This is a genomic window from Nonomuraea sp. NPDC048901, assembly GCF_040649695.1.
Classification (GTDB): Bacteria; Actinomycetota; Actinomycetes; order Streptosporangiales; family Streptosporangiaceae; genus Nonomuraea.
On record NZ_JBEZFW010000002.1, the window covers coordinates 64,994 to 89,851 of the forward strand.

General features: G+C 69.0%; 18 protein-coding genes and 1 pseudogene. 6 read left to right on the forward strand and 13 right to left on the reverse strand.

What is annotated here, in order from left to right:
* Nucleotides 1–119: 119 nt before the first annotated feature.
* The 3 genes from AB0C30_RS05385 to AB0C30_RS05395 all read right to left on the reverse strand — a co-directional run bounded on the left by AB0C30_RS05385 (nt 120) and on the right by AB0C30_RS05395 (nt 6,768).
* Nucleotides 120–3,443: a NucA/NucB deoxyribonuclease domain-containing protein gene (locus AB0C30_RS05385; RefSeq protein WP_357939880.1), complete on the reverse strand. Its 3,324-nt coding sequence runs from the start codon at nt 3,441–3,443 to the stop codon at nt 120–122.
* A 12-nt stretch (nt 3,444–3,455) separates the two neighbouring features.
* Nucleotides 3,456–5,771 carry a hypothetical protein gene (locus AB0C30_RS05390; protein WP_357939882.1) on the reverse strand — a complete coding sequence of 772 codons (2,316 nt, stop codon included), beginning with the start codon at nt 5,769–5,771 and terminating at the stop codon, nt 3,456–3,458.
* Nucleotides 5,772–5,853: 82 nt separating this feature from the next.
* Complete coding sequence (locus AB0C30_RS05395) at nt 5,854–6,768, reverse strand: DUF2690 domain-containing protein (RefSeq protein ID WP_357939884.1); 915 nt, start codon at nt 6,766–6,768, stop codon at nt 5,854–5,856.
* A gap of 310 nt (nt 6,769–7,078) precedes the next feature.
* On the opposite strand from AB0C30_RS05395, the gene AB0C30_RS05400 reads away from it, so the two are divergent.
* Entirely contained in the window at nt 7,079–7,891 is an 813-nt protein-coding gene (locus AB0C30_RS05400) for a hypothetical protein (RefSeq protein ID WP_357939886.1), read from the forward strand.
* On the forward strand, nt 7,888–8,502 hold the full coding sequence (locus tag AB0C30_RS05405) for a hypothetical protein (RefSeq protein WP_357939888.1): 615 nt from the start codon (nt 7,888–7,890) through the stop codon (nt 8,500–8,502). Before AB0C30_RS05400 ends, AB0C30_RS05405 begins: the two co-directional genes overlap by 4 nt.
* A 4-nt stretch (nt 8,503–8,506) precedes the next feature.
* Here AB0C30_RS05405 and AB0C30_RS05410 read toward each other — a convergent pair whose 3' ends face one another.
* Both AB0C30_RS05410 and AB0C30_RS05415 read right to left on the reverse strand, forming a co-directional pair.
* Entirely contained in the window at nt 8,507–9,313 is an 807-nt protein-coding gene (locus AB0C30_RS05410) for an SAM-dependent methyltransferase (RefSeq protein ID WP_357939890.1), read from the reverse strand.
* 245 nt (nt 9,314–9,558) lie between these two features.
* Nucleotides 9,559–9,864, reverse strand: a pseudogene (locus tag AB0C30_RS05415) (transposase); the annotation flags it as partial.
* Between AB0C30_RS05415 and AB0C30_RS05420 the strand changes: the two are divergent.
* On the forward strand, nt 9,833–10,093 hold the full coding sequence (locus AB0C30_RS05420) for a hypothetical protein (protein ID WP_357939893.1): 261 nt from the start codon (nt 9,833–9,835) through the stop codon (nt 10,091–10,093). The pseudogene AB0C30_RS05415 and the gene AB0C30_RS05420 sit on opposite strands and share 32 nt — an antisense overlap.
* On the opposite strand, the gene AB0C30_RS05425 is transcribed toward AB0C30_RS05420, so the two are convergent.
* Nucleotides 10,094–10,624 (reverse strand): hypothetical protein, encoded by a 531-nt coding sequence (locus tag AB0C30_RS05425; protein ID WP_357939895.1) that lies wholly within the window; start codon nt 10,622–10,624, stop codon nt 10,094–10,096.
* 94 nt (nt 10,625–10,718) lie between these two features.
* Here AB0C30_RS05425 and AB0C30_RS05430 point away from each other — a divergent pair, with 94 nt between their 5' ends.
* The gene (locus AB0C30_RS05430) at nt 10,719–11,438 is read left to right on the forward strand and encodes a phytanoyl-CoA dioxygenase family protein (RefSeq protein ID WP_357939897.1); all 720 of its coding nucleotides are present in this window, start codon (nt 10,719–10,721) and stop codon (nt 11,436–11,438) included.
* Nucleotides 11,439–11,464: 26 nt separating this feature from the next.
* Here the strand turns inward: AB0C30_RS05430 and AB0C30_RS05435 are convergent, their stop codons facing one another.
* The 7 genes from AB0C30_RS05435 to AB0C30_RS05465 form a co-directional block, all read right to left on the reverse strand.
* On the reverse strand, nt 11,465–12,847 hold the full coding sequence (locus tag AB0C30_RS05435; protein WP_357939899.1) for an amidase: 1,383 nt from the start codon (nt 12,845–12,847) through the stop codon (nt 11,465–11,467).
* Nucleotides 12,848–13,013: 166 nt separating this feature from the next.
* Entirely contained in the window at nt 13,014–13,214 is a 201-nt protein-coding gene (locus tag AB0C30_RS05440; RefSeq protein WP_357939902.1) for a DUF4236 domain-containing protein, read from the reverse strand.
* 60 nt (nt 13,215–13,274) lie between these two features.
* Nucleotides 13,275–17,294 (reverse strand): Ig-like domain-containing protein, encoded by a 4,020-nt coding sequence (locus AB0C30_RS05445; RefSeq protein ID WP_357939904.1) that lies wholly within the window; start codon nt 17,292–17,294, stop codon nt 13,275–13,277.
* A gap of 18 nt (nt 17,295–17,312) precedes the next feature.
* Entirely contained in the window at nt 17,313–19,421 is a 2,109-nt protein-coding gene (locus tag AB0C30_RS05450; protein ID WP_357939906.1) for a beta-L-arabinofuranosidase domain-containing protein, read from the reverse strand.
* The gene (locus AB0C30_RS05455; RefSeq protein WP_357939908.1) at nt 19,414–20,181 is read right to left on the reverse strand and encodes a carbohydrate ABC transporter permease; all 768 of its coding nucleotides are present in this window, start codon (nt 20,179–20,181) and stop codon (nt 19,414–19,416) included. The genes AB0C30_RS05450 and AB0C30_RS05455 overlap by 8 nt, the downstream gene beginning before the upstream one ends.
* 81 nt (nt 20,182–20,262) lie before the next feature.
* Complete coding sequence (locus AB0C30_RS05460; RefSeq protein WP_357939909.1) at nt 20,263–21,177, reverse strand: sugar ABC transporter permease; 915 nt, start codon at nt 21,175–21,177, stop codon at nt 20,263–20,265.
* A complete protein-coding gene (locus AB0C30_RS05465) occupies nt 21,174–22,448 on the reverse strand; it encodes a sugar ABC transporter substrate-binding protein (protein WP_357939912.1) in 1,275 nt (424 codons plus the stop codon). The genes AB0C30_RS05460 and AB0C30_RS05465 overlap by 4 nt, the downstream gene beginning before the upstream one ends.
* A gap of 125 nt (nt 22,449–22,573) precedes the next feature.
* Here AB0C30_RS05465 and AB0C30_RS05470 point away from each other — a divergent pair, with 125 nt between their 5' ends.
* Together AB0C30_RS05470 and AB0C30_RS05475 are read left to right on the forward strand one after the other, a co-directional pair.
* On the forward strand, nt 22,574–23,581 hold the full coding sequence (locus tag AB0C30_RS05470) for a LacI family DNA-binding transcriptional regulator (protein WP_357939914.1): 1,008 nt from the start codon (nt 22,574–22,576) through the stop codon (nt 23,579–23,581).
* A 226-nt stretch (nt 23,582–23,807) separates the two neighbouring features.
* Entirely contained in the window at nt 23,808–24,791 is a 984-nt protein-coding gene (locus AB0C30_RS05475; RefSeq protein WP_357941456.1) for a LacI family DNA-binding transcriptional regulator, read from the forward strand.
* Nucleotides 24,792–24,858: the final 67 nt, after the last annotated feature.

Sequence of the window (24,858 nt, forward strand, 5' to 3'; positions counted from 1 at the left end):
TGCTGCGCGCATAGACGGGTGATCTATGCGTGGTGACTCTGCTCCGCTGGGTGCCATCACGCGATCTCCAGATGATCGCGTGATGGCCGTTCACCTGCGATTTCAGTCCCGAGCGCCGATCAGCCGGAGTTGTCCGGCCATGATGACGGCACGTTGTTCAGGAACAGGGACTTGCCGCTCATCGGCTCGCACCACACGCCACGATTGCCCGTGCAGAAGTCGTCCCGCTCGTAGCCGGCCCAGTTGGCGATCGGGCCGCCGTCCGGCCCCGTGAGGTGCTTCCAGGTCGGCAGTGTGCCGTCGATGAGCGTGCTGCCGAAGGAGTACATCTTTGTGCGGTCGGGGTAGTAGGTGATGGATGCGTTATTGCTGGAATCGAGCTGCTTTTTCATGATGTTGTTGAAGAAGATGTTGTTGTAGCCGGATGATCCGGACCACTTCACCGCCTTCTTTCCCGCGGCCCACCAGATCGGGAACCATTGCGAGTCGTCCGGTGGGCTCCCGCCCTCGTCACCGCAGTTGCTGTAGCAGCTCCCCGGCCGGTGCCCGTACGGCGTGTTGACGCGGTTGAGCTCGAAGATGTTGTTGCGTTCCCAGCCGCCGTGCAGGTTGAGGTCGGAGTCGAAGTCGTTGCCGATGGCCACGTTGCCGGAGGCCGACCACTGGAAGGTGAAGTGCCGCAGGTTGCGGGTGGCGTTGCCGGCGTACACCGAGTCCCAGACGCGGGAGCCGCGGAAGTAGCCGTTGCCGCCCTTGCCCTTGTTCCATGAACCTTCCAGGTAGTTGTTGATCACCGAAAGGTTCTTGGCCTCCTCGGTCACGATGGCGTGGGAACCCGTCATGTACGACCGGACCCCCTTGACCCAGCCGTTGATCGCCCACTTCAGCACGATGCCGTGCATCTCCCCGGCCGGATCCATGTTGCCGTAGTTGTGGCTGGCCGAGACGGCCTCCTCGGAGGGCATGTCCTGGGTGAAGTACAGGTTCTCGATCCCCACCCCCAGGACCGGATCGACGATCGGCGAGGCCTTGGAGTCGAAGGGCTTGTCGAGCCCGGGAATGGGGTCCGAACCGTCGGAGGTGGAGTTGACCGGCACGTCGTACTCCAGCGGCTTGTCCAGCGTGATGGCCTTGCCGTTGACCGCCGTGATCTTGAAGATCTGCTGCCGCATGTGCAGGTTCTGGAGTTCGTGCTCGGTCGGCACGGCCTCCATCTGCTGGTAGAACTTCATCGTGTTGGCGGCGCGGATGTTCACGTACGCGCCGGCCTTGAAGTTCGCCATGATCTTGCTGTTGGTGCTGTCGGCCAGGGTGATCGTCATGTCGCCCGTCCGGGCGGCGAGTCCCTCGCCCCACTTCGCGCTCTCCTCGAGCTTCGCGCCGACCTTCCAGTGCACGTTCACCGTGCCCTCGAAGATGTCCTTGCGGTTCTGCGGCGCCGCCTTCCAGCCGTTCTCGTAGTCGGGATGGCGCTCTCTGGCCTGCACCCGGAACAGGCCGCGCCCCGGCCAGATCCATCCGCCGGGAGCGGGTTCGGCATTGCCGTCCCCGCGGTCGACGGTCATCGCGTCCTCGTCCCAGTCCGCTCCGTCGGCGGTGAGTTTGTCGTAGCGGGTGTTGGCATCGGGGGTGTAGACGACGCGGGTGCCGGTGCCGGGGTCGGAGCCCTCGCCGCGCAGCACCATGTAGTCGGCGTCCACGTAGATCTGGTGGGTCACGTTGAGCGTTCCGGCCGGCAGGGTGATCTGGCTGAGGCTGTGGTATCCGGCGCTCGGTGAGCACGTGCCCTTGATGTGGTCGATGGCGTTCTGGATGCCGCCGGTGTCGTCCTGCCCGTCGTTCGGCCGCACGCCGTACTGGCTCCGCATGGCGGCGGAGGTGATGGCGCACGCGCCGTTCGGGTTGAAGTCACCGGCGCCGGGCAGGTCGCCGCCGTCCAGATATCCGGCCTTGGTCCAGTCGCGCAGGCCGATCTGGAGCCCGCGGCGGTTCCCCGCGGACAGGTCCAGGTCCTTCAGCGGCGCGGGCGGGGGAATGTACAGGTCGGGGTAGCCGCACGTGTGCTCGGCGTTGGGCGACCAGGCGCGTGGCGACACCGCGTTGTACTTACCGGTGATCTGGACGTAGAACGCGTCGCCCTTCTCCGCCGGATCGGCGGGATTGTCGATCTTCAGGACGTGGTGGTTCTGATAGAAGCGATTCAGATCGGTACCGCCCTGGCTGTTCTGCGCTGCGTTGATCATCCGGCACGAGACCCCCTTGCCCGCGGCCGCGCCCTCCGCCGTGGAGTTGAAGGGATATTCGTCGCAGCTGTCGAGGTCACCCGGGGGACGCGGCAGGCTGCGGGGGCAGGCGATGTCCCGGTTGTCGCCCTCCTTGGCGCCCCGCGTCAACGGGACGCCGCCCGGCTCGCCGGGGGCGGGGCCGCCGTCCTTCATGCCGGGTACGCCGCGCCGTCGCTGAGCGTCGCGGATGTGCAGCGCGTGTTCCTGCACCTCTCTGTTGTCGAGGGCGAAGGTCATCGTGTCCGGTTGCTGCGGGAACACGCAACCGGCGTCCTTGATGGTGGAGTCGATCCCGTCGCAGCGGATGTCCGGCTCGGTGGCCAGCACCGACATCGCGGGCTGATCCGGGTGCTCCGGGAAGACGATCTCCACCAGGCCGAGCACCGTCGCCCAGGACACCTCGCCGCTCCGGGCCGACACGACGGTGTCGGTGGTCCAGGTGCCGCGCACCGGAGCGTCGTACACCAGCGGGTGCGTGGGCAGGCCATCACCGCGCGGGAACTCCTTGTAGTCGCTCCCGTCGTCGAGCACCCTCGGGCAGGACGGCTTGACGCCGAGCTTCTCGCAGTAGAACGCCTTGGCCGCGACGCCGGCGCCGTTCACCTCGCCCCAGCTGCCCAGGGGGATCGCGACGACCTCGGCCTCGTAGCTCCAGGTGTTCATGGCCCGGCCGTCGGCGTTGACCTCGGCGTGCCAGTACTGCGTCACGAAGTAGTTGAGCTGGCCCAGCTGCTCGGTGCGGTCCCGGTTGTAGACCTTGGCGGCCTGCAGCGGGGTTCGCGCGCAGACCTCCACCCGGCTGATGAAGTGCCAGGCCCCCTCCGGGGAGGCCGCGCACCCGGCGGGCAGCGACGTGGCGGCCGCACGGGTGGCCGTGCGTGCCTTTCGCGTGGTGAGGTCGGCGGTCTTCGGCTTCGTGCAGCCGTCTTTCCGTCCCCCGAAGAGCTTCACGGCCGCGGCGGAGCAGCCGTCGTGCACCTTGAGCCGGGAACCGGTCAGTGGAGTGTCCCAGTCCGCGTCGGCGGCGGGGACGCTGCCGGCGGGGGTGGTGGTGGGCGGCGGGGCAGGCTCGGCCGCCGCCGAGATTCCGGTCAGAAGGGGGAGGATGACGATGAGTCCAGCGAAAACCGCTAATAACCTCGATAAGCGTTGTAACACCCTGCCAGCTCCTTAGGGGATGACGGTGAGGAAGAGGGACGACTGTGTGTCGGTCCCGGTGGCGTCCACTCCGTGGCCGCCGGTGTAGTCGCGGCGTTCGTTGCCGGCCCAGTCGGTGATCGGGACGCCGCCGACGTCGAGGTGCTGCCAGCCGGTCCCGTTCCAGCCGAAGCGGTAGATCGTCGTGGGGCTCGGGTAGTAGTCCTCGTACGGTGCGGCCGGCCCGTCGGCCTGCTTCTTCAGCACGTTGTTGAACAGCACGTTGTTCGGCCCCGACGAGCCGGACCACTTGACGGCCTTGGGACCGGCCGACCAGTAGACGGGGAACCACGTGCCGTCGTCCGTGCCGCCGCCCTCGCCCCCGCAGCGCGCGGTGCAGCTGCCGGACCTGTGGTCGTACGGCACCGTGCTCCGGTTGAGCTCGAAGAGGTTGTTGCGCTCCCAGCCGCCGTGCAGGTTGATGTCGGAGTCGAACTTGTTGCCGATCGCCACGTTGCCGGAGGCCGACCACTGGAAGGTGAAGTGCCGCAGGCCGGTGGTGGTGTTCCCGGCGTAGACCGAGTCCCACACGCGCGAGCCGCGCAGGTAGCCGTTGCCGCCCTTGCCCTTGTTCCAGGCGCCGTCGAGCGTGTTGTCGACCACCGACAGGTTCTTGGCCTCCTCGGTGACGATGGGGTGCGACCCGGTCATGTGCGTGCGGATGCCCTTGATCCAGATGTCGGCCGCGTGCTTGACGACGATGCCGTGCATCTCGGCGGCCGGTGCCATGTTGCCGTAGTTGTGCACGGCGGCCTGTTCGTCCAGGCCGGGCATGTCCTGGGTGAGGAAGAAATTCGCGAAGCCCACGCCCACCACCGGGTCGATCAGCGGCGCGACCTTGGAGGCGTACACGGTGTTGTCGATGGCCGCGGAGCCGTCCGAGGTCGAGTCGACCGGCACGTCGAATTCGAGGGGCTTGTCGAGCTGTACGGTCTTCGCGGTGGTGTCGACTGCCTTGACCTTGAAGAGCTGCTGCCGCATGTGCAGGTTCTCCACCTCGCCGCTGCCGGCGGGCACGGTCATCTGCGCGTAGAAGTTTCGGGTGTTGGCCGCGCGTACGTTGACGTAGCCGCCCACCTTGATGCCCGCCATCAGCGCCGCCGAGGTGCTCGTGCTCAGGTAGACCGTGTCCTGGCCGGTCTTGCCGGCGAATCCCGGCGTGCCGGGCATGGCGCGCAGCTTGACGCCCGACACCCAGTGCGCGTTGACCGTGCCCTCGAACATGTCCTTGCGGTTGGCCGGGGCGTCGTCGTAGGTCTCGTCGTCCTCGTCGGCGGTTCCTGCGCCGGGGCAGCCGGTCTGCGCGCCGACCCGGTATTGGGCCGCCACGCATCGCGACTCGACCCGGAACAGCCCGCGGCCGGGCCACAGCCAGCCGCCGTTGGCCTTGCCCCACTCCATCGCGGACTGGTCCCAGTCGGAGCCGTCGGAGGTCAGCGTGTCGTACATGGTGGCGGAGCCCGGCCGGTAGACGATCTTGGTTCCGGTGGCCGGGTCGGCGCCGGCGCCGGTGATCACCAGGTAGTCGGCGTCCACCTTGATCTCGCCGGTCACCAGCAGCTCGCCCTGGGGGAGCTGGATGGAGCTGAGCCTGTTCGGGGCCGCGGTGGGGGAGCACTGTGTTCGTACGAAGTCGATCGCCGCCTGCAGGCCCGCGGTGTCGTCGCCGCCGTTGCCGGGGAGCACGTGGTACGTGGCGGCCAGTGTCGCGGGGGTCAGGCGGCACGCGGTGTCGGTGGTGTAGTCGGACGCGCCGGGGAGGGGCGCGCCCTCCCGGTAGCCCGCCTTGGACCAGTCGTAGAGCCCTGCCACGGGGGCACGGCGGTTGCCGGTCGTCAGATCGAGGCCGGTGCGCGCCTCACCGTCGGCGGGCGGCGTGGGGGTGACAGTGGGCGTGGGCGTGGGCGTGGGGGTTGGCGTGGGGGTTGGGGTTGGGGTCGGCGTGGGTGGCTGTGTGGTCACCGTGAACGTGGCCTCGGCGGAGACCGTGGTCCCGGCCGCGCTCCATCTCGCCTTCAGCTCGTGGCCACCGGTCGAAGCGCTCACCGTCCACTGGTACGGCGCGGTCGTGTCCTTGCCGAGGTAGGCGTTGTCCAGCAGGAACTTCACGCCGTCGGTCACCACGCCCGGATCGACGAGGTCCGCGGTGAAGGGCGCGGTCACGCTGCCCCCGGCCAGCGGGACCCCGTTCACCGCGAGGTACGGGCCATCGGCCCAGGCGACCGGAACCATGCCTAAGCCGAAGACGGCCACCAAGGCGGCCACCGGCCGCCAGCGAAACCTGAACACGTGGGAAGTCCTTCCTGTCGGGAAGCGCCGCCGATTCACGGGCGGGTGAATCGTCGCCGCCCCGGCGAGGGAAGTACATGGATCACGCACTACGCGGGAAACCGCGGGAAAGCCCACCTCCGACCTGCGGGGACGCCCGGAAAGCCGGGAAATCCCGGGACGCGCGCCCTGCGGCCGCACACTTCCTGGCGCCGCTGGTGAGCTCGGCGCAGGCGTAACCCACCTCCGGGCCGGCCGCGGCGACCATGGGCGTGGCGGCGGCGGAGCCGGCGCGGTCCTTGCCCTTGGCTTCCGCTCCGGCGTCACCGGTGACGTTGACCCGGTCGTAGCGGCGCGCGCCGGTCAGCACGGCCCACGCGGCCCGGCACACCGCGCTGTAGCGCAGTTCGAGCCGCGCGTAGTCCACCTGCACCGACGCGGTGACGACGGCGTCGCGAGCGCAGCCCAAGGGCTCCGCCGTCCGCCCGGTGCAGTCGCTCGCCTGGCAGCTGCCCGCCGGGGCGGGCGTACGCGGCCCGGTCGGTGAGGCCACCGGGCGGGAGATCGCACCGGTCAGCACCGCGACCACCAACCCGATGGCCACCACCACGACCCCGATGGCGAGGATCGCGAGCCACCGCCGCGTCGGTGAGGAGTCTCTGACCACCCTGAAGGGCATGGTCGACTCCGCGTCATCCTCCTCGTCCACCCCGGGGCCGTCGCCGGTCGCCGTGTACGCCCCTTCGCCGGCGCGCCCGCCGGACTCGGCGGCCAGCTCCCACAGCGCCCGCAGCCGGGCCTGGTCGGCATCGGCCAACTCGCCCAGCGCGGCGACCACCGCGTACGGGGCGAGCGCCTGGCCGTTGAGGTACCGGCTCCAGGCCGACTTGCTGCACGCCGTCTTCTTCGCCAGCTGCCCCAGGCTCAGCGAGGTGCGGTCCTTCATGACGCGCAGTTCGCCGGTGAGGAGCCGCATCTCCGGGCTCAGCGAATCGGCTAACGGTCGCCAGGCGCTCACGCATCCCCCGTCCCCCGCGCGCACGCGGCCGAACTCATGGGCGTCATGGACTGATCTCGAGCCGATGATATTCGGCGAAATCACTCGGTATCTGGAGCGACCAGGCATTCGACCACGAGGATCCGGCCGGTCGGCAGGTAGCTGGTCGGCCCGGCGGTCGAAACGCAGCGGGCCGATCTGCCCTCCGTAACCCAATGGTTGCTTTACGTGTGCTTAGGTAGTCCTTTGACAAGTTTGTGGGCCGGAGTGGGGTTGAAGGGTGTCAAAGTACGGCTGGCGTCACTCGGCGTTCGCGCCTGCGGTGGGCCTGATGGTTTCCGCGCTGCTGTTCGTGGCCGGAGCGGTGGAAACGCTGCTGGTGTCCGTGGGTGCGACCACGGCCCCGCCGGCCGCGGAGGTCGTGGTCACGCTGATCATCGCGGTGTTCCTGACCACCGTTCTCCGGCTCGTCAGGGCCGTACCGGATATCCGGCGGGAGAGTGCCGCGACGGCGCGGGCCGTGGCGAACGTGCAGGCGGTGAAGCCGAACGAGGACACGCTGGTGGGGCGGCGGCTCAAGCTGTTCAAGGAGGCGGCCGAGGCCGGGAACGACTGTGAGGCGGTGCTCGGTGCCCGGTCCGCGCTGGACGACAGCGAGATGGCCAACAAGCACCACCTCGACCACGCGCTCATCTGGGCGCTGCCGGTGTTCGGGTTCATCGGCACCGCGCTGACGATGGCCGCGATGGTCAGCTCCTTCTCGAACGCCCTGGACAACCAGGGGGACCCCAGCGTGCTGATCACCGCGCTCAAGCAGCACGTGCTGCCCGAGCTGGCGTCGGCGTTCGGTGTCACCCTGGTCGCACTGTTCCTGAGCGTGCTCGCCTTCGGTGGGATGGCGCTGATCGAGCGGGCGGAGCGGGCCAGCGTGGTGGCCGCCGACGAGGTGTTCCTCATCTACATCGCGCGCCTGCCGGTCAAGCAGGTGGCGCCCGCCATGACGGGGCTCACCCAGGAGCTGTCCCAGTCCAGAGGCAGGACCGAGGAGCTGGTCAAGGGCCTGGACGCGCTGCGTACCGCGGTGGAGCGGTTGAGCGCCGCCGAGAGCCGGCCGCAGAAGTACACGCTGGTGAGGGAGCAGTGAGGAAGCGGGCCGTCAGATCGTTCGCGCCGCCGCTCGACCTGCGCTTCATCGACCTGTTCATGTCCATCGTCCTGGCGCTGTCCTTCGTGGCGATCATGCTGACCGTCGTGGCGCGGATGCTGCCGACCGACGTCCCCACGCCGCCGCGTCAGGAGACGCGTCAGAGCGTGGCCCAGCTGCAGAAGCAGCTCGACGCCGCCATGGTGGCCAAGCGGAAGGCCGAGGCCGAGCTGCGCACCACGCAGGCGCAGATCGCCGAGCAGACCGCCTTCGCGCTGCCGTGGTGGCTGATCGGGTTCTGCGCGCTGCTCGGCGTGCTCACCGTGTTCATGAGCTGGCGGATCCGGCTGTGGAACAACGGGAACCTACCGCGTATACGCAGCTGGCTGATGGTCACCGTGGTAGTGGCCGCGGTGACGGTGGTGATCAGATCGCTGAGTGACAGTGACGGCTATCTGCTGCTCGCCGAGATCCCCTGGTGGGGGGCCGACGCCCTCTGTCTCGGGCTGTTGCTGGTCGCGTACGTGCTGATCTCCGACATCCGGGCCAGCCACGCCGCGCTCGGCCAGATCAGGGCGCGGTCGGCGCGCGCCTCCGTCCCGGAGCGGTAGAGGATCACGGTTTGCGGGCGACTCCGGCCAGGACCCAGGCTCGCTTCGTCTCCTGGTCGGAGACCGGGGTGCTGGCGCGCCACTTACGGACATAGATGAAGCCGGGTTCGACGAGCTCCAGCCCGTCGAAGAAGCGCACCGCCTGATCGCGGCTGCGCGGACCGCCCTTGGGCCGGTTGAGCGCCTCCCGGAAGACGTCGGCGATCTGCTCGGCTATCTCCGGGCGGCCGTCGAAGACGGCGTGGGTGAGGCAGAGGAAGCTCCCGGGCGCCAGCCGCTCGCACAGCCGGGCCACATGCTCGAACGGGCCGTCCTCGTCGGGGATGTACTGGAGCGCGCCAATGATCAGGACGCCGACGGGCCGGTCGAAGTCGATCAGCTGGCTCAGGGTGGGATCGTCCAGCATGGCGTCGGGATGGAGGATGTCCCCTTCGACCACTCCCGTGCGCTCGTTGGTGGCGAGCAGCGCCCGCGCGTGGTTGAGCGCGACCGGGTCGTCGGCGACGTAGACGACGTTGGCCTCCGGGTCGAGTGACTGGGCCACCTCGTGGAGGTTCCGCTTGGTAGGCAGCCCGGAGCTGACATGGACGAACTGCGTGACACCCTGCTCGACCAGGTAGCGCACGGCCCGTTCGCGGAACTCCTGGACGTACTCGCCCATCACCCCGGCGTCGGGGATCAGCGCCAGGACCCGCGCGGCGGCTTCGCGGTCGGCGGCGAAGTTGTCCTTGCCGCCCAGGAAGTAGTCGTTCATGCGGGCGACGCTGGGAGCGTTGGCCGACACCCCTGGCCGTCGGGGCGTGTCATTCATTTGTCATCTCCTTCGCTCCCACCCGGCTAAGAGGACAGTAGCAAGCCAAGGGCAGTCCGGGTGGCTTGTCCTGGTTTGTGCTGACAGAGACTCATGAAAAGTTCATCCGCCGCAAATGGCGTCTCAAGGGGTGTTTCTTAACTTTGCTGGCGTAAGGGAAGTTCTGCTCGGGCTGGGCGGCCTGCTCGCAGCCTGCGGCCAGGACGCGCCGGCGGTGATCACCTCGACAGGGGCGAGCGTGTGAAGCCGCACGACGTACAGCGGAAGGTTTCCTGGTTGGGCCGGTTGCGCTTGTCCACGTGCCCGCACGCCGAGCACCCCTGCGAGGTGTACGCGGGGTCCACGTAGACGAGCGCAACCCCGGTGCGGGCCGCCTTGTAGGCGATGAACCGGCCGAGCTGGTGGAAGCTCCACGTGTGTAGCGTGACCCGCTGGGGCTTACGGAGCCGTACCCGGTCGCGGATGCCCTGGAGGTCTTCCAGGGCGATGCCGCGTCCGGTGCGTGCAGCCTCGGTCACGATGGTCTTGGAAATCACGTGGTTGACGTTCCTGCCAGGACAGGCACCGCTCGTCGAACGGCTGGGAGGCGTCCGGGCGGAACCCGATCGGCTTGGTGAGGGGCTTGCGCAGCCTCGCCTTCACATGGGCTTTCACCGTTGTGTAGGCGTCGGAGACCTTCTTGGGGTTCATCGCCATGGATTGCTGAAGATGGCCGAGGAGGACGACGGCTATCTGGGGGCGATCGTCTTCTCCGCCGACTCAGACAAGGACGGCAAGTGATCAGGCTCCGGCCTCGGGCGGGCGCAGGCGCCGCAGGGCCTCGCTGACGCTCTCGCCTTGTCCGGTGGCGATCGGATTGCCGTCGGAGTCGCGGGCGACGGCGGAGTAGGCCGGTCCCGGCAACTGGGTCAGCAGGATGGTGTTGCCGTCGCGCAGCAGGTCCTCCGGTGCGAGGCGGTGTTCGCGCCGGTCGGCCAGGTTGCGGGCGGCGACCAGGGCGGCCACGGGGGCGCGGTGGCGGGTGAGGAGTATCGGGCCGCTGTCGTGCGGCTGGGCGGCCTGTCGTACGAGGTCGCCGAGCTTGCGGCGGACCGTTGACAGCGGCAGGGTGGGCAGGCCGGTCAGCGGCCCGGACACCCCGGAGATGGGGACCAGCGCGGCCCATTCCCAGCGTTCGCGGGTGATCAGCGTCGTCTCGCCGTCCTGGGCGGCGCGCACCAACCGGCCCCAGTGGACACGCGCCTCCTCGACGCCGAGCGGGGGGCCGAGGCGGGCGACGAGCTCTTCATAGACGGTCGGGGTGTCGTACATCCGGAAAATGTAAGCCGCCTTACCGAGAAAATGCAAGCCGCCTTACAAAAGTCGCGCTCGAAAACCGGTTGCGGCCATCAATAGCGTGGGCGGCATGGAGGCACTGGTGGAGTCGTTCGTGCGGGACGGCTTCGTGAAGTTGACGATCGGTTCGCGCGAGCAGGGTGAGGCGGCGCAGGCGCTGCTGTGGAAGCAGATCGGCCTGTCGCCGGACGAGCCCGAAGGATGGCGCGAGCCGGTGGTGTGGGCCGCGGACATGACCGGGCAGGGGCCGTTCGGCGAGTTGGTCAGGTCGCCCGAGCTGGCGGCCGGGTTGGACGCGGTGTGCGGGAAGGGCGGCTGGCAGCCGCGTGGCGCGGCGGGCAACATCCCGATCCGGTTCCCGCGGCGACCGCCGGCCGACGACCGCGGCTGGCACCTGGACGCCAACGTGTCGCGGCCTGACGGCAGCTGGGGGGTGACCGTCCGCTCGACTACGCTCCTGGTGCTGATGCTGTTCTCGGAGGTCGGCGAGTCGGACGCGCCGACCCGGGTCAGGGCGGGGTCGCAGCGAGACAGCTTCCGGGCGCTGGACGAGCAGCAGGTGTACGACCACGTCAGCGCGGGCGCGCTGGTGGACGCGGCCAGCAAGGACCGGCCGGTGGCGCTGGCGACCGGCTCGCCGGGGGACGCCTACCTGGTGCACCCGCTGACCGTGCACGCCGCGCAGGAGCACCTGGGAGAGAGGCCCAGGTTCATGGCGCAGATGCCGTTCATGCTGGCCGAGCCGTTGGACCCGGCGGCCGACACGCCGCTGGCCAGAGCGCTCCGCTGAGACCTGTCACTACCTCGACCCAAGGGTTATCGGGGGTCGATCGGTGTCAGGGGCGGGGTGCCGGCCTCGATGGCGGCGGCCGCGTCCAGGCACAGGTCCTCGCGGAAGCGCGGTCCGATGATCTGTACGGCCTGCGGCAGCCCGTCCGCCAGACCGGTCGGGACGGCGACCGAGGGCAGCCCCAGCAGGTTGGCCACCACGCTCATGCGCAGCGCCGCCGGCCACCCGGCCAGCCACTCGGGATCGAGGTCGGCGCCCACCGGGAACGCCGGGATCGTGCAGATCGGCGCGAGGACCAGCGGGGTCGAGTCCGTCCAGTCGGCCCAGGCCCGCAGGATGGCGGCGCGTTCCATCATCGGGTCGAAGGCGGCGCGCCCGCCCGCTCGCGTCCAGATCTCCTCGTAGGCGGCCCAGAACTGGACGAACCCCTTGGAGGCGACCGTCTCGACGGGCGGCTGCTCCTCGTGGACGCGGCCGTAGGAGGACATGATCTGGGTGTAGATCTCCGAGGCCCGGTCCAGGGCGGGAGGCAGGCTCTCCGTCACCCGATAACCGGCGTCGGCGAGCAGTTTGGCCGCCTGCCGTACGGCGGCGGTGACCTGGGGGTCCGCGTCGAGGCCGGTGACCGCGGCCACCCCGATCGGCGTCGCCGGGGCGGGGCCCCGCAGGGGGACCGGGGCGTACCAGGGGTCGCCGGGCGCGTGGCCGCACATGTGGTCGAAGGCCAGCCGCAGGTCGGCCACCCGCCGCGCGATCGGCCCGTGCACGCCCAGCAACTGGAACGCGAACGGCGACGCCTGCCCTCGCTGGGCGATCCGGCCCAGCGACGGCTTCAGCGCGGCGACGCCGCAGCACTGCGCGGGCCAGCGCAGCGAGCCCGCGCCGTCGTTGCCGATGCCGAGCGGGGTCAGGCCGGTCGCCACCGCGGCCGCGTCGCCGCCGCTGGAGCCGCCCGGCGTGTGGCCGGCCGACCAGGGATTGCGGGTCGCGCCGCGCAGGTCGTTGTCGGTGTGCCAGCGGATGCCGAACTCCGGCATGTTCGTCCGGCCGATCGGGATCGCGCCCGCCGCGCGCAACTGGGCGATGTGCTGGGCGTCGCGCTGGGCGACGGCGTCGCGCAGCGGGACGATGCCGAGTGTTGTCGCCGAGCCGGCCACGTCGACGTTCTCCTTGACCGTCATGGGGACGCCGCAGAGCGGGCCCGGCGCCGTGCCGTCGCGCAGGCCCCGGTCGGCCGCGTCCGCCGCGTCGAGGGCCTGCTCCTCCAGCACCACCGTGATGGCGTTGACCTGTGGATTCACCTCGGCGATCCGCGCCAGATGGGCCTGGACCACCTCACGGCTGGACACCTCGCGGGTGCCGATCAGCCGCGCCAGATCTCCGGCGGCCAATGCCCATAGTTCAGCCACGACATCCTCCTTGAGGGGTAAGCGGTGCCGAGGAATCTAGGGCGAGAATTCAGAAAGAGGCAGTCTTGTCTTTCCCGGCCGCGTCAGCCAGCCGGAGAACGCGCAGGTGGGAGCGGTACGAAAAAAGGGCCGGAGGCGATCGCCTCCGGCCCTTCGGAATATCCGGCTAGTTATGCCGGGTGGTCTTGCGCCAGGTGAAACCACCCGGCAGGTTGACGGATATCGTGCGGCGGCCGTCCGCCGTACGGGTGACACGGAACAACCGGTTGCCCCAGCTGTGCCCGACGCCGCCGCGCGACAGATTGAGCCTGAACGGCCCGAGCTTGATCGACTTTCGGTAGCTCCAGCCCATCGAGGTTCCCTCCATGAGATCGCGAGGGCTCCCAGCTACCCGAAAATTGGCGAAATATCGGGTTTAGTGTGGTGGTCACTCCACGGTCACCGTCGCGTTCGCCGGGACCGTGGTGCCCGCCACCTGCCCGGTCACCGAGAAGGTGCCGGGAGAGGCGTACGAGCTCGGGTCGATCTGCGCCCACGTGACCGCGACCGAGCTGTCCTTGGACCCGTCGTTGTACGTGGCCACGACGGTCGCCGGCAGCGACGGCGCGGTGCCCGCCCGGGTCCGCACCGCCTCCTCGGCGATCGAGGTGATGGTCACCGCCGGACTCGTCCTGACGTACACCGTGGCCTCGACAGGCGAGCGCAGACCCTCGGCGAGCCCGGCGACCTTGAAGCTGGTGCCACCGGTCTTGACCTGGTCGGCGGTCACCTGCTGCCACGTCACCGCGGCCTGACCCCGGCCGCCGTCCGCGTACAGCGTCTCCACCTTGGCCGGAAGCTGGGGCAGCGTGCCGGCCACCGTCGGGACGTACACCGGCCGCACCGAGTCCGGCGGCACCGCGTACGCCTTCCACTCCAGCACCCCGACGGACGCCGGCCCGGACACCAGTTCGGCGCGCAGCTTCGTCGTCGTCACCGTGTCGAACGAGACCGTGTTGTAGGCGTCGGCCGCGGTCGGATAGGAGGCGGCGCCGGTCACGTCCTCGAAGGAGTCGCCGTCCCACGCCTGGATCTTCCACGACGCCGGGACGCGGACGCCGCCGCCGTCGTCGAAGAAGTACAGGTCCGCCTTGTTCACCCGTACCGGCGACGGCCAGTCGAGCTGCACCCACTGCGTGCCCTCCTGCGGCCAGGTGCCCCAGCGCGGGTTGGCGCCGTCGTTGGAGCGCGGCGGCTCGATGCCGTCGTTGATCGCCGTCACCTTCTCCCACGGCGAGGTGTAGGAGGCGGTCGGTGTCGCGTACGGCGCCACGTTCACCTGCGTGCCCAGCGCGCCCACCGTGACGGCGACCGTACCGGACGCCGACTTGGCGCCGTCGGAGGCGGTCAGCTTCAGGTGGTACGTGCCCGCCTCGGTGAACGACGCGACCGTGGCCGGGCTCGCCGGATCGGTGAAGAACGCCTGGCCAGGCCCGTCGACGACGCTCCATGTCATGCTGAGCGTCCCCGACGGCAGCCCGTCGTCCTTGACGACCGCGTCCAGCCTGGCCTGGCCGGGACGGTTGAAGGTCGCGTCCTGTACGGCCAGCACGTAGGGGGCCCGGTTGCTTGTGGACGGCGGCGCCGAGCCGGTCGCGTACGCCTGCACCTCCTTCAAACCCGTCGAGTAGCCCGGCCGGTGGGTGACCAGCACGCGCAGCTTCTGGGCGGTGAGGGACCTGAAGCGGACCTCGTTGAGGTTGGCCCGGGGATAGACCGGGTCCTTGGCCTGGCCGGGCACGTCCTTCCAGGTGGAGCCGTCGAGGTACTGCGCCGAGTACAGGGCGGGCTCGCTGTAGCCCCCGGTCTTGCGGTCGTTGTAGAAGTACAGGCGCAGCCGGTCGACGGGCCGGGCCGAGCCCAGGTCCACCTCCAGCCAGTCCTGCGCCTTGCCGGAGCCCTTGCTGCCCCAGTACGGCTCGTTGATCGTGAACCCGTCCACCGCGCCCGCCGGGTCGCCGTACGAGGCCGTGGCGGACTTGACCAGGTTCGGCCGGGTGGAGCCGAGATCGACCCCGGCCTTCTGGAACAGGTCCTCGACCCGGTCACCCGACAGCTTCACCTCGGCCGGAGCCTTCATCGACCGCGCCGCCTCGGCGTGCACGACCGTGCTCTTCTCAACGCCGCCCTCGACCTTGCCCGTGGCCGGGTCCCAGACCGCGTGCGCGAGCCCGGACAGCGTGACCTTGCGCTTGCCGTCGATGAAGATCGAGTAACCCTCGGGCACGCCCGCGTAGTGCGTTTTTCCGTCGCCGGACTTGTCCCAGACGATGCTCAGGTCGCTGCCGCGGTAGTTGATGCCGTTGACCGTGAAATGGTCCCAGCCGATGTCGACCGGCCACAGCTCGACCTTGCCGTCGGAGCGCGGGCGCAGGCCCATCACGTCCTCGATGACCGTCCAGTTGCTACTACCGAGGATCGTATGGTGGATCCACGACCGGTAGTCGATGGTCTTGGTGGCGGGATTCCAGTTCGACCAGAACTCGTTGGCGTCCGGGTAACGGGTGTCGCCGCCGACGAACTGCGACCAGGCGTTCCAGTACAGCAGTTGCTTGTACTGGTCGGCCGTGATGTACGGCGAGGTGTATTCGCGCAGCGCCTTGGAGAACAGCGAGAAGTTCCGGGTCGAATTGATCTGCGAGAAGTTGTTCGACCCCGGATGCCCTGCCGCCGCGGCCTCCGCTTTGTCCTTCTGATTAGCGGTATAGGCCGGGAAAATCGGATATTCAGCGGGGTCGGTCCATAGACGGAGCGCCTCCCGATATTTCGGGTCGTCCGTCGGGACCAGGCCGGTGGCGAACGGGATGTAGTTGTTCGATTCCTTCCACGGGATCAGGTTGCCCGTCTGCAGGTCGCGGTGCTTGAACAGCTTGTTCTGGTCGTCCCAGAGCAGGGTGAGGATGCCGTTCTTCACCTTGTCGGCCACGCCCCGCAGCTCGGCGGCCTTCGCGGTGTCGCCGATCAGCGTGTACGCCTGCGCCGCCGCCATCGCGTTGGCGTAGACATAGGCGCCCTCGAGCCGCTCGTTCGCCCGGTTGTAGTAGTGGAACGACACCGCGTCGGCGTCGTTGCCGGTCATCGCCTCCCAGTCGTACTCGATGACTCCGTTCTTGTTGGAGTCGTAGGCGTTGAGCTGCCCGTAGACGTCCTTTTCCGCGTAGCGGGCGAGGTTGCGCAGGATCGCGGGCTGGCCGCCGTGGAGTTGGTAGCTCTCCAGCGCGGAGGCCGAGATGTACTGGGTGTAGCTGTTCGACCAGTTCTCCGGATCACCCGGGTTATCCGTATATTTCGAGTTACGTGATACCTCGCCGGCCGACACCCACGGGCCGTACGAGTAGATCGGATCCCGCAGATACTTCAGATCCTGCAGGAACATCGGCACGGTCAGCACGATCGCGTTGTTGTAGCCGAGCGCCCCCTCCACCGACGTCGGGAACTGGAAGTCGTTGCCCGGAATGTCGGCGTCGAGGAAGTTGAACCGAATCAACCACCAGCGGTAGTAGACGAACTTCTTGATGTTGGCGTCCGGCACGTCGATGTAGGGCAGATTCTCCGCCCACCAGGCGTTGTAGTCCTGGAGCTGCCGTCGCAGCGCCTTCTCCGGCGAGCGCCCCTTGTAGCCGTCGTACTCGTCGCGCGACCCGGCCAGCTCCTCGGTGACGAAGCCCATCTGCACCTTGGTCCGCACGGTCTTGCCCGGCTCGACCGACAGCGTCCCCTTCAGCGCGCCGTCCGCGACCTTCAGGCCGTCGCCGCTGAGCCGGGGGAAGAGCGTGGTCAGCCGGTTCTTCGCCGCCACCACGCCGGTCAGCTCACGGTCGCCGTCCGCGGTCTTGGTGTACGGAGAGGTCACCGTGACCGGCACCTCCAGCTTCGCGGTGCCCCTGTTCGTGACCGCCAGCGTGGTGACCGCCACGTTCTCGTGCGTGATGAACTTCTTGACGTTCACGGCCAGATCGCCGCCCGCGTACTGGCCGATCCAGTGGCTGGGCATCTGCAACCGCTTGCTCACGTCCTCCTTGAGATCCGTGCCGAGCGAGACGCTGTAGGCGTCGCGGTTGTCGATGCTCTCCCAGTACGCCACGCTGCCGCCGAAGCCGATGACCGACGGGTCGTGCTCCTTCATGAACAGCGCCCGGCCCCGCGACATCAGCCACGTGCCCGCCGGGTCGTCGCCGGGGCGGGCCAGCATGCGGTCGATCCAGTACGAGTCGCCGCCCTTCTCCTTCTTGTAGATCTCCTCCATCATCTTGCGCGGCTGGTAACGGACGGGCTCGGCCGGAACGGGGTCGGCGCCGGTGAACACCGGCATACCGAGATCGTCCTGGACGGCCGTGGCCGGGGAGCCGGCGGCGAGCAGACTACCCGCGACGGCTAACGCGGCCAGGCCGGAGAGGGTTTTGCGCACGGAGTTCTCCATGGGGTGTCAGTCGGCGACGGGCAGCCAGACGCGCATGGTGGCGGGGCCGCGATTGCCCCAGCGGTGGTACGGCACCAGCCGCAGCACGGTGTCCGTGCCATCCGGCGCGTCGGGCGTCGGCCCGTACGGCCAGTCGTCGGTGGCCGGAGTCCCGAGCACGACGGCGACCTCGATCTCCACGACAGGATCGACAGCGGGACCAGCGGCGGGACCGACAGTGTGACCGGCGGCGAGATCGGCGGCGGGGTCAGTGGCGGGCGCGCCCGCGACGGGATCGGGCGCGCCCGCCTCGGAACCGGCCGCCCTCGGTACGGGGACGGCTGCGGACGCCCCTTCCGGAGAGCCGGCCTGGTGGTCGGCCGGATGGTCAGCTGGTTGATCGCCCAGAGGGGCGGCCGGAGGGTCGGCCGGACGCTCGATGGGTGCGGACGAGATGCGGGCGGCCACGTCGGCGAGTGGCGGCTCGTCGGCGACGGACTCCGCGCAGTAGACGAGCGGCCCGCGCTCCACCGCGACACTCCCGCGCAGCGCGTCCACGCGCCGGTCGGGGAAGGTCCATCGGGGAGCCATGGGCAGGTCGAGCCGGATCTCATCACCCGGCCGCCAGTCGCCCGCGACGACGGCGTACCCGGGCTCGACCTCCCGACTACCCGACATATGCGAAATGTCCGACCCACCGGCGTCCGACCCGCGAGCGTCCGACCCACCGGCGTCCGATCCAGCGCCACCGTCCGGCCCGGCCGGTCCGTACGCGAGCGTGGCGCCCTTCGCCCAGGCGGGCACGCGCAGCGAGATCCGCCCACTGCCACCCGAAAGGACCCGCACGCGCACCCCGCCCGACCACGGATACCCGGTCTCCACCCGCAACGCGAGCGGCCCATGGGTGATCTCGCCGGGTGTGAAGTGGTGGATCTGCACCCCGCCCGCGTCACTCGTCGCCACGTAGGCCGCCAGCGAGGCGAGCGTGCGGGCGATGTTGTTCGGGCAGCACGACACGTCGAACCACGGCGAGCGCAGCCCGCCCTCGGCGGCGTGGTTGACCCCGTTCAGCGGCACGGCCGGCACCCGCACGCGCAGCGGGTTGGCGTAGAAGAACGACCGGCCGTCCAGGGCCACCGCGGTGGCCAGCACGTTGTACAGCGTCCGCTCGGCCACGTCGGCGTACCGGGCGTCGCCGGTGGCCAGCAGCAGCCGGTGCGCCAGCATGATCGAGGCGATGCCCGCGCAGGTCTCGGAGTAGGCGCGGTCCGGCGGCAGCTCGTAGTCCTCGCCGAAGGACTCGTCGGTGTGCCGCGAGCCCATGCCGCCCGTCAGGTGGGTGCGTCTGGCGACCGCCCGCTCCCACTGCGCTTCGACGGCCTTCAGCAATTCCTCGTCGCCCGTCTCCACAGCCACGTCGACGACGCCGCTGGCCAGGTAGAGCGCCCGTACGGCATGCCCGCGCAACGACTGCGCGCGCCGTACTGGAAGATCATCCTGGAAGTAGGCGCGGCCGAACGGGATCTCGGCCAGCGCGGGCAGGCCCCGGCGTTCGACGAAGCGGCGGGCCATCTCCAGGTAGCGCTCGGTGCCGGTGGCCCGGTACAGCTCGACCAGCGCCATCTCCACCACCGGGTGGCCGCAGGTCTCCGAGGTGTCCATGAAGCGGCGGCAGATGTGGTCCGCCGCCCGCTTGACCACCTCGGTCAGCCGGTCCTCGCCGTGCATGCGCAGCCTGGCGACCCCGGCCTGGATGAGGTGGCCGTAGCAGTAGAGCTCATGGCCCCACTCGAAGTCGGTGTAGCGGCTGCCGGACCATCGGGTGTTGAGGTAGCCGTCACCCTCCTGGGCCCTGGCCACGGTCTCGGCCAGCTCGGGCAGCGCGGGGTGGTCGGCCCACGCCATCCCCTCCAGCAGCTTGTAGATCTCCGAGTCGCTGAACTCCCTGCCCTTGCGGGGCAGCCGGCCTCGGAAGTTGTCGATCCAGCCTTCGCGCTCCATCCATTCCTGGCAGTGGGCGATGGTGACGTTCCGGTTGAGGGTGACGCGGTCGCCCCAGAAGCCGGGCGCCGGACGTACCGCGTCCAGGCCGAGGGGGGACAGCACACCCGATGAGGGGAGGACAGGATTAGCCACGCAGAGCTCCCGACATGAATCCGCGCACGTAGTGGCGCTGCAGAATGACGAACAGAATGAGACAGGGGAGTGCCATGACCATGACGCCGGCCTGGAGCATGCCGTAGTCGATGGCGCCGAACGTGCCCTGCGTCATGCTGACCACGGCCACCGGCAGGGTGAACGACGCGCCGTCGTTGAGCAGGATGAGCGGTGCGAAGAAGTCGTTCCACGAGGCGAGGAAGGCGAACAGGCCGACCGTGACGAGCGCGGGCCGTACGGCGTGCAGCAGGATCCGGGAGAAGGCCCGGAAGGTGCCGCAGCCGTCGACCAGCGCCGCCTCCTCCAGCTCGCGCGGGATCGCCTCGAAGGCGTTGCGCATCATGAACAGCGCGAACGGCAGCTGGAACATCACGAACACCAGCGACAGCCCCAGCAGCGAGTTCTGCAGGCCGAGGTAGCCGAGCAGCACGTAGAGCGGGATGAGGATCGTCGCGTACGGCACCATGAGGATCGCCAGCGTGGCCAGGAACAGCAGGTTCTTGCCGGGGAAGTCGAACCGGGCGAAGGCGTAGCCGCCCAGCGCGGAGACGATCAGCGTGCCGGCGACGGTCATCGACGACACCAGCACGCTGTTGGTGGCGTAGGTGCCGACGCCCTCGCCGAACTGGGCCATCTTCAGGTAGTTGGACGGCTCCTCCAGCGACGCCCAGCCGCTCCACACCAGCGGGAACAGGAACAGAATGGCCAGCGCCGTGACAGTGGGGTAATACCGCATCATTGGTCGTTCACCGCTCCTCACTCCCTCCGCGGGCCGCTCGTTCCTCGCGGACCGCTCCGTTCGCTGCGTCGGGTTCACTCCTCACTTGAGCCTCCGCATCAGCAGAGTGTTGAACCCGACCAGGGCGACCAGCAGCACGACGGACAGCGCCGCCGCCCCGCCGAGGTCGAAGCGGAAGAACGCGTCGCGGTAGACGACCATGACCATCGAGACCGTGCTGTTGTCCGGGCCGCCGTTGGTGAAGATGAAGAACTGGTCGAAGGCCAGCAGCGAGCCCGTGATGCTGAGGATCAGCATCAGCGCCAGCGTCGGGCGCAGCAGCGGCATCGTGATCTTGGTGAAGATCTGCCAGCGGTTGGCGCCGTCGCTCCTGGCCGCCTCGTACACCTCGACGGGGATCGACTGCAGGCCGGTCAGCAGGATGAGCATGTTGAACCCGGCGAAGCGCCACAGCACGAGCGCGATCGTGGAGAACAACGCCATGTTGGGCGTGCCGATCCACTTCACCGGCTCGTGCGTGATCCCCAGCGTCTGGAGCAGCGGGTCGATCGGGCCGAAGTCGTTGTTCAGCAGGCCGTAGAACAGCAGCGCGGCGGCGGCGAAGCCGACGGCTCCCGGCAGGAAGAACGCGGTACGGAAGAACGCGACGCCGGGGCGGCGCTCCTGCACCAGCAGCGCCAGGCCGAGCGCGACGGCCGACAGCAGGACGGTGGTGATGGCGGTGTACTTCAGCGTGAAGAGCACCGCGTCGAAGAACAGCGGGTTCTTGGGGATCTTGGCGTAGTTGTCGGGGGCGTTGAAGACCGCCTGGCCCAGCAGCGGCCAGCGGTTCAGCGACATCCAGACGACCAGCACCAGCGGTGCGAGGAACAGGACGCCCACGATGACGGCGGTCGGTGCGGCGTACAGCCAGCCTTGGACCTGTCTCCTCCGCCATCGGGCGGACGGCACTGTGTGGGCCGCCCGCCGCTTGGGCTTGCTGAGAGTTGCAATCATTGCTGCAGGGACTTCGTTATCTCGGCGTTCAGTTGGGGCACCTTCGAGGCGTCGCCGAACACCGCTTCGCGAGCAAGCCGCAGCCAGGGTCCCTGCGGGTCGTTGAACGTCTGGCCGAAGCGCAGCGCGTAGGGCGTCTGACCCTTGGCGACCAGCGAGTTGATCAAAACCACACGCGGGTCCTCAGCCGAGTACTTGTTGTTGGCCAGGTCCGTACGCGCGAGCACGTCCTTGTTCTTGGCCATGACCTCGACCTGCGCGTCATCGGAGACGGTCCAGGACAGGAAGTCCCAGGCCGCGTCGGCGTTCTTGGACGTCGAGGAGATGCCGATCGAGTCGCCGCCCACGAACGTCGACTCGCCACCGTCGGGACCGGCGATGGGGGTGACGCCGATCTTCATGTCGGCGGGCATCGTGCCGAGCGTGGTCGACGGCATGGGCATGACGCCGATCTCGCCCTTGGGGAAGAAGCCGGTCCAGGTCGGGCCCTGCTCCTCCTTGGCCGTCGGGCCGGTGACCTTCTTCTCGTACAGGTCGCGGTAGGTCTTGAACACCTCGGTCATCGCGGGCTGGTCGTTGAGCGAGGTGGTGCCTTCGGCGTTCATGACCTGGGCGCCGGCCGCCCAGACCGAGGGCCAGAAGGTGAAGACGTAACAGCCGCCGCAGTTGCCGCCGAAGAACGTACCGTGCACCTTGCCGTCCTTGCCCAGCTTCTGCTGGATCGTGGTGGCCTGCTGGGCGAACTCCTTCAGCGTCTTGGGCCCCTTCTCCGGGTCGAGCCCGGCCTTGGCGTAGAGGTCCTTGTTCCAGAACCAGACCGACAGGTCCAGCGTGTGGGGCAGGGTGTAGAGCTTGCCGTCCAGCGTGCCCAGCTTCATGTGGGAGGGCGCGAGACCGGCCTTGTACGGCAGGGCGTTGACCCGGTCGGTGATGTCCATGAACAGGCCCTGCGAGGTGTAGTTCGGGACGAAGATCACGTCGGCCGCGAACACGTCCGGCAGCTGTTTCGCCCCGGCCGCCGCCGCGATGCGCGGCTGGTAGTTGTCCGTCGGGATGACGGTCAGTTTCACCTGGTTCTTGTGACTGCTGTTGTAGGCCTTCACCAGCCGTTCGCTCTGGGCCTGCGTCGCCGCGCGGGTCCACATGGTGATCGTGACCGGGCCTGCCGCTTGGGGCTGCTTCTCGCTCCCACCGCTCCCGCTGCTGCCGCAAGCGGCGGCTGTGAGCGCTAACAAACCGAGGAAGGCGATCCCAGCCAGCCGTCGTCTCATGGTTGTCTCCTTCGGGACCCCCGTGAACTGAAAGGTTTTCGGAAACGTAGAAGAAACATTGGGGCCTGTCAATGGGTATTATGGTTTGTCCTAGATACCGGGTTACTGAAAAGGGTTTCGAAAATATGGCGGGTAGGCGCGCGACCATCAACGACGTGGCCTCCCTGGCAGGGGTGTCGATCGCCACGGCCTCCAAGGCGCTCAACGGGCGGCAGGACGTGCGGGCCTCGACCCGTCAGCGCGTGCTCGCCGCGGCGGAGGAGCTCTCCTTCCAGCCGAACGCCCTGGCCAGGGGGCTGCTGTCCGGCCAGACGCGGACGGTCGGGCTGCTCACCTCTGACAGCGCGGGCCGGTTCGGCATCCCGGTGCTGCTCGGCGCGGAGGACGCGTTCGGCGCGGGGGAGATGGCGGTGCTGCTCTGCGACGCCCGCGGCGACGCCATCAGGGAGCAGCACCACCTGCGCGCACTGCTGTCGCGCCGCGTCGACGGGCTGATCGTGGTGGGCGAGAGCACCAACCCGCGGCCGTCGGTCAGCCGCGATCTCGGAGTGCCGGTGGTCTACGCCTACGGGCCGTCGGACGATCCGGAGGACGTGTCGTTCGTGCCGGACGACGTGGGCGGCGCGGTGATGGCGGTCAACCATCTGATCGCGCTGGGCCGGCGGCGGATCGCGCACGTCACCGGGCCCGAGCACTACAAGGCGGCCCGTGATCGCGTGGCGGGCGTGGAGCTGGCGCTGTCCGAGGCGGGTCTGGAGCAGGCGGGCGAGACGCTCTGGGGCGCGTGGTCGCAGCGGTGGGGGCGGCACGCGGCGGAGATGCTGCTGATGGCCCAGCCGGAGATCGACGCGGTGTTCTGCGGCAGCGACCAGGTCGCGGCCGGGTTCGTGGAGGCGGTCCGCGAGCGGGGGCGGCGGGTGCCCGACGACATCGCGGTGATCGGCTACGACAACTGGGAGGTGCTGTCGACCGAGACGCGCCCGGCCCTGACGACCGTGGACATGAACCTCGAGCTCCTCGGCAGGACGGCCGCCCAGCACCTGTTCGCGGCCATCGACGGACGGGCCACGCCGGGCATCCATCGCATGCCCTGCCAGCTGGTGATCCGCGACTCCACGGCGTCGTCGGCGTAACCGCGCGCAGAGGGCCTGGCCCTCCTGGTATGTTAGCGTTAACATTTCGAGTGAACTTCCTCTCCAGGCTGGGCGCCAAAGATGAGGAGCGCTCAAGGCAGAGCTCGTGTGACGCGACCGTAATCGGACGACCTCTTGACGAGACCTGTTGTTAACGTTCACAGTCATGCCAAGCCAGGAAGGGAGCACGGCAGTGGGAGCGACCCAGGGGCGTCGACCGCCGGTCATGGCCGATGTGGCCAAAGAGGCCGGGGTATCGCACCAGACGGTCTCACGCGTGCTCAACGAGCATCCCAACGTGCGCAGCGAGACCCGCGCGCGGGTGATGGAGGCGATCGACAAGCTCGGCTACCGCCGCAACCTCGTCGCCCGCGCCCTGGTCACCAAGCACTCCAGGACGCTCGGCGTGGTCAGCTTCGACACCACGCTGTACGGCCCGGCCAGCACGGTCTACGGCATCGAGCAGGCGGCCCGGGGGGCCGGCTACTTCGTCAGCATCGTGAGTCTCAAGTCCATCGACAAGATCGGCGTCAGTGATGCCCTCGACTACCTGGCCGACCAGGGCGTCGACGGCATCGTCGTGGTCGCGCCGCAACGGTCGGCCGCCCAGGCGCTGGGGGAGCTCCCGTTCGGGGTGCCCACGGTCGCCGTCGAGGGCGGCGAGGCCGGTGACGTGTCGGTCGTCTGCGTCGACCAGGTCCGCGGCGGCAGGATGGCCACCGAGCACCTGCTCTCCCTGGGACACGAGACGGTCTGGCACATCCGCGGCCCCTCCGACTGGCTGGAGGCCGAGGGGCGCGTGGCCGGGTGGCGGGCCGCGCTGGAGCAGGCGGGCCGTTCGGCCCCAGAGCCGCTCGCCGGAGACTGGAGTCCGCGCTCGGGATACGAGGCGGGGCGGAGTCTGGCGAGCATGAAGGACGTCACGGCGGTGTTCGTCGCCAACGATCAGATGGCGCTGGGCGTGCTGCGGGCGTTCACCGAGCAGGGGGTGAGAGTGCCCGACCAGGTGAGCGTCGTCGGTTTCGACGACATCCCCGAATCGGAGTTCTTCTCGCCGCCGCTCACCACCATCAGGCAGGACTTCGGCGCGGTGGGCAGGCACAGCATCGAGGTGCTCCTTCGGCAGATCGAGGGCCAAGGCTCCCACGAGCGCGAACGCCTCGTGGTCCCGCCCTCGCTCGTCTCCCGGGCCAGTACGGCCCGGCGGTAGGCCGTACACGATAGGAAGCGCGCACGCACCCACGCGTTCGGTGTTAGCGCTCACATCAGAAGGGACC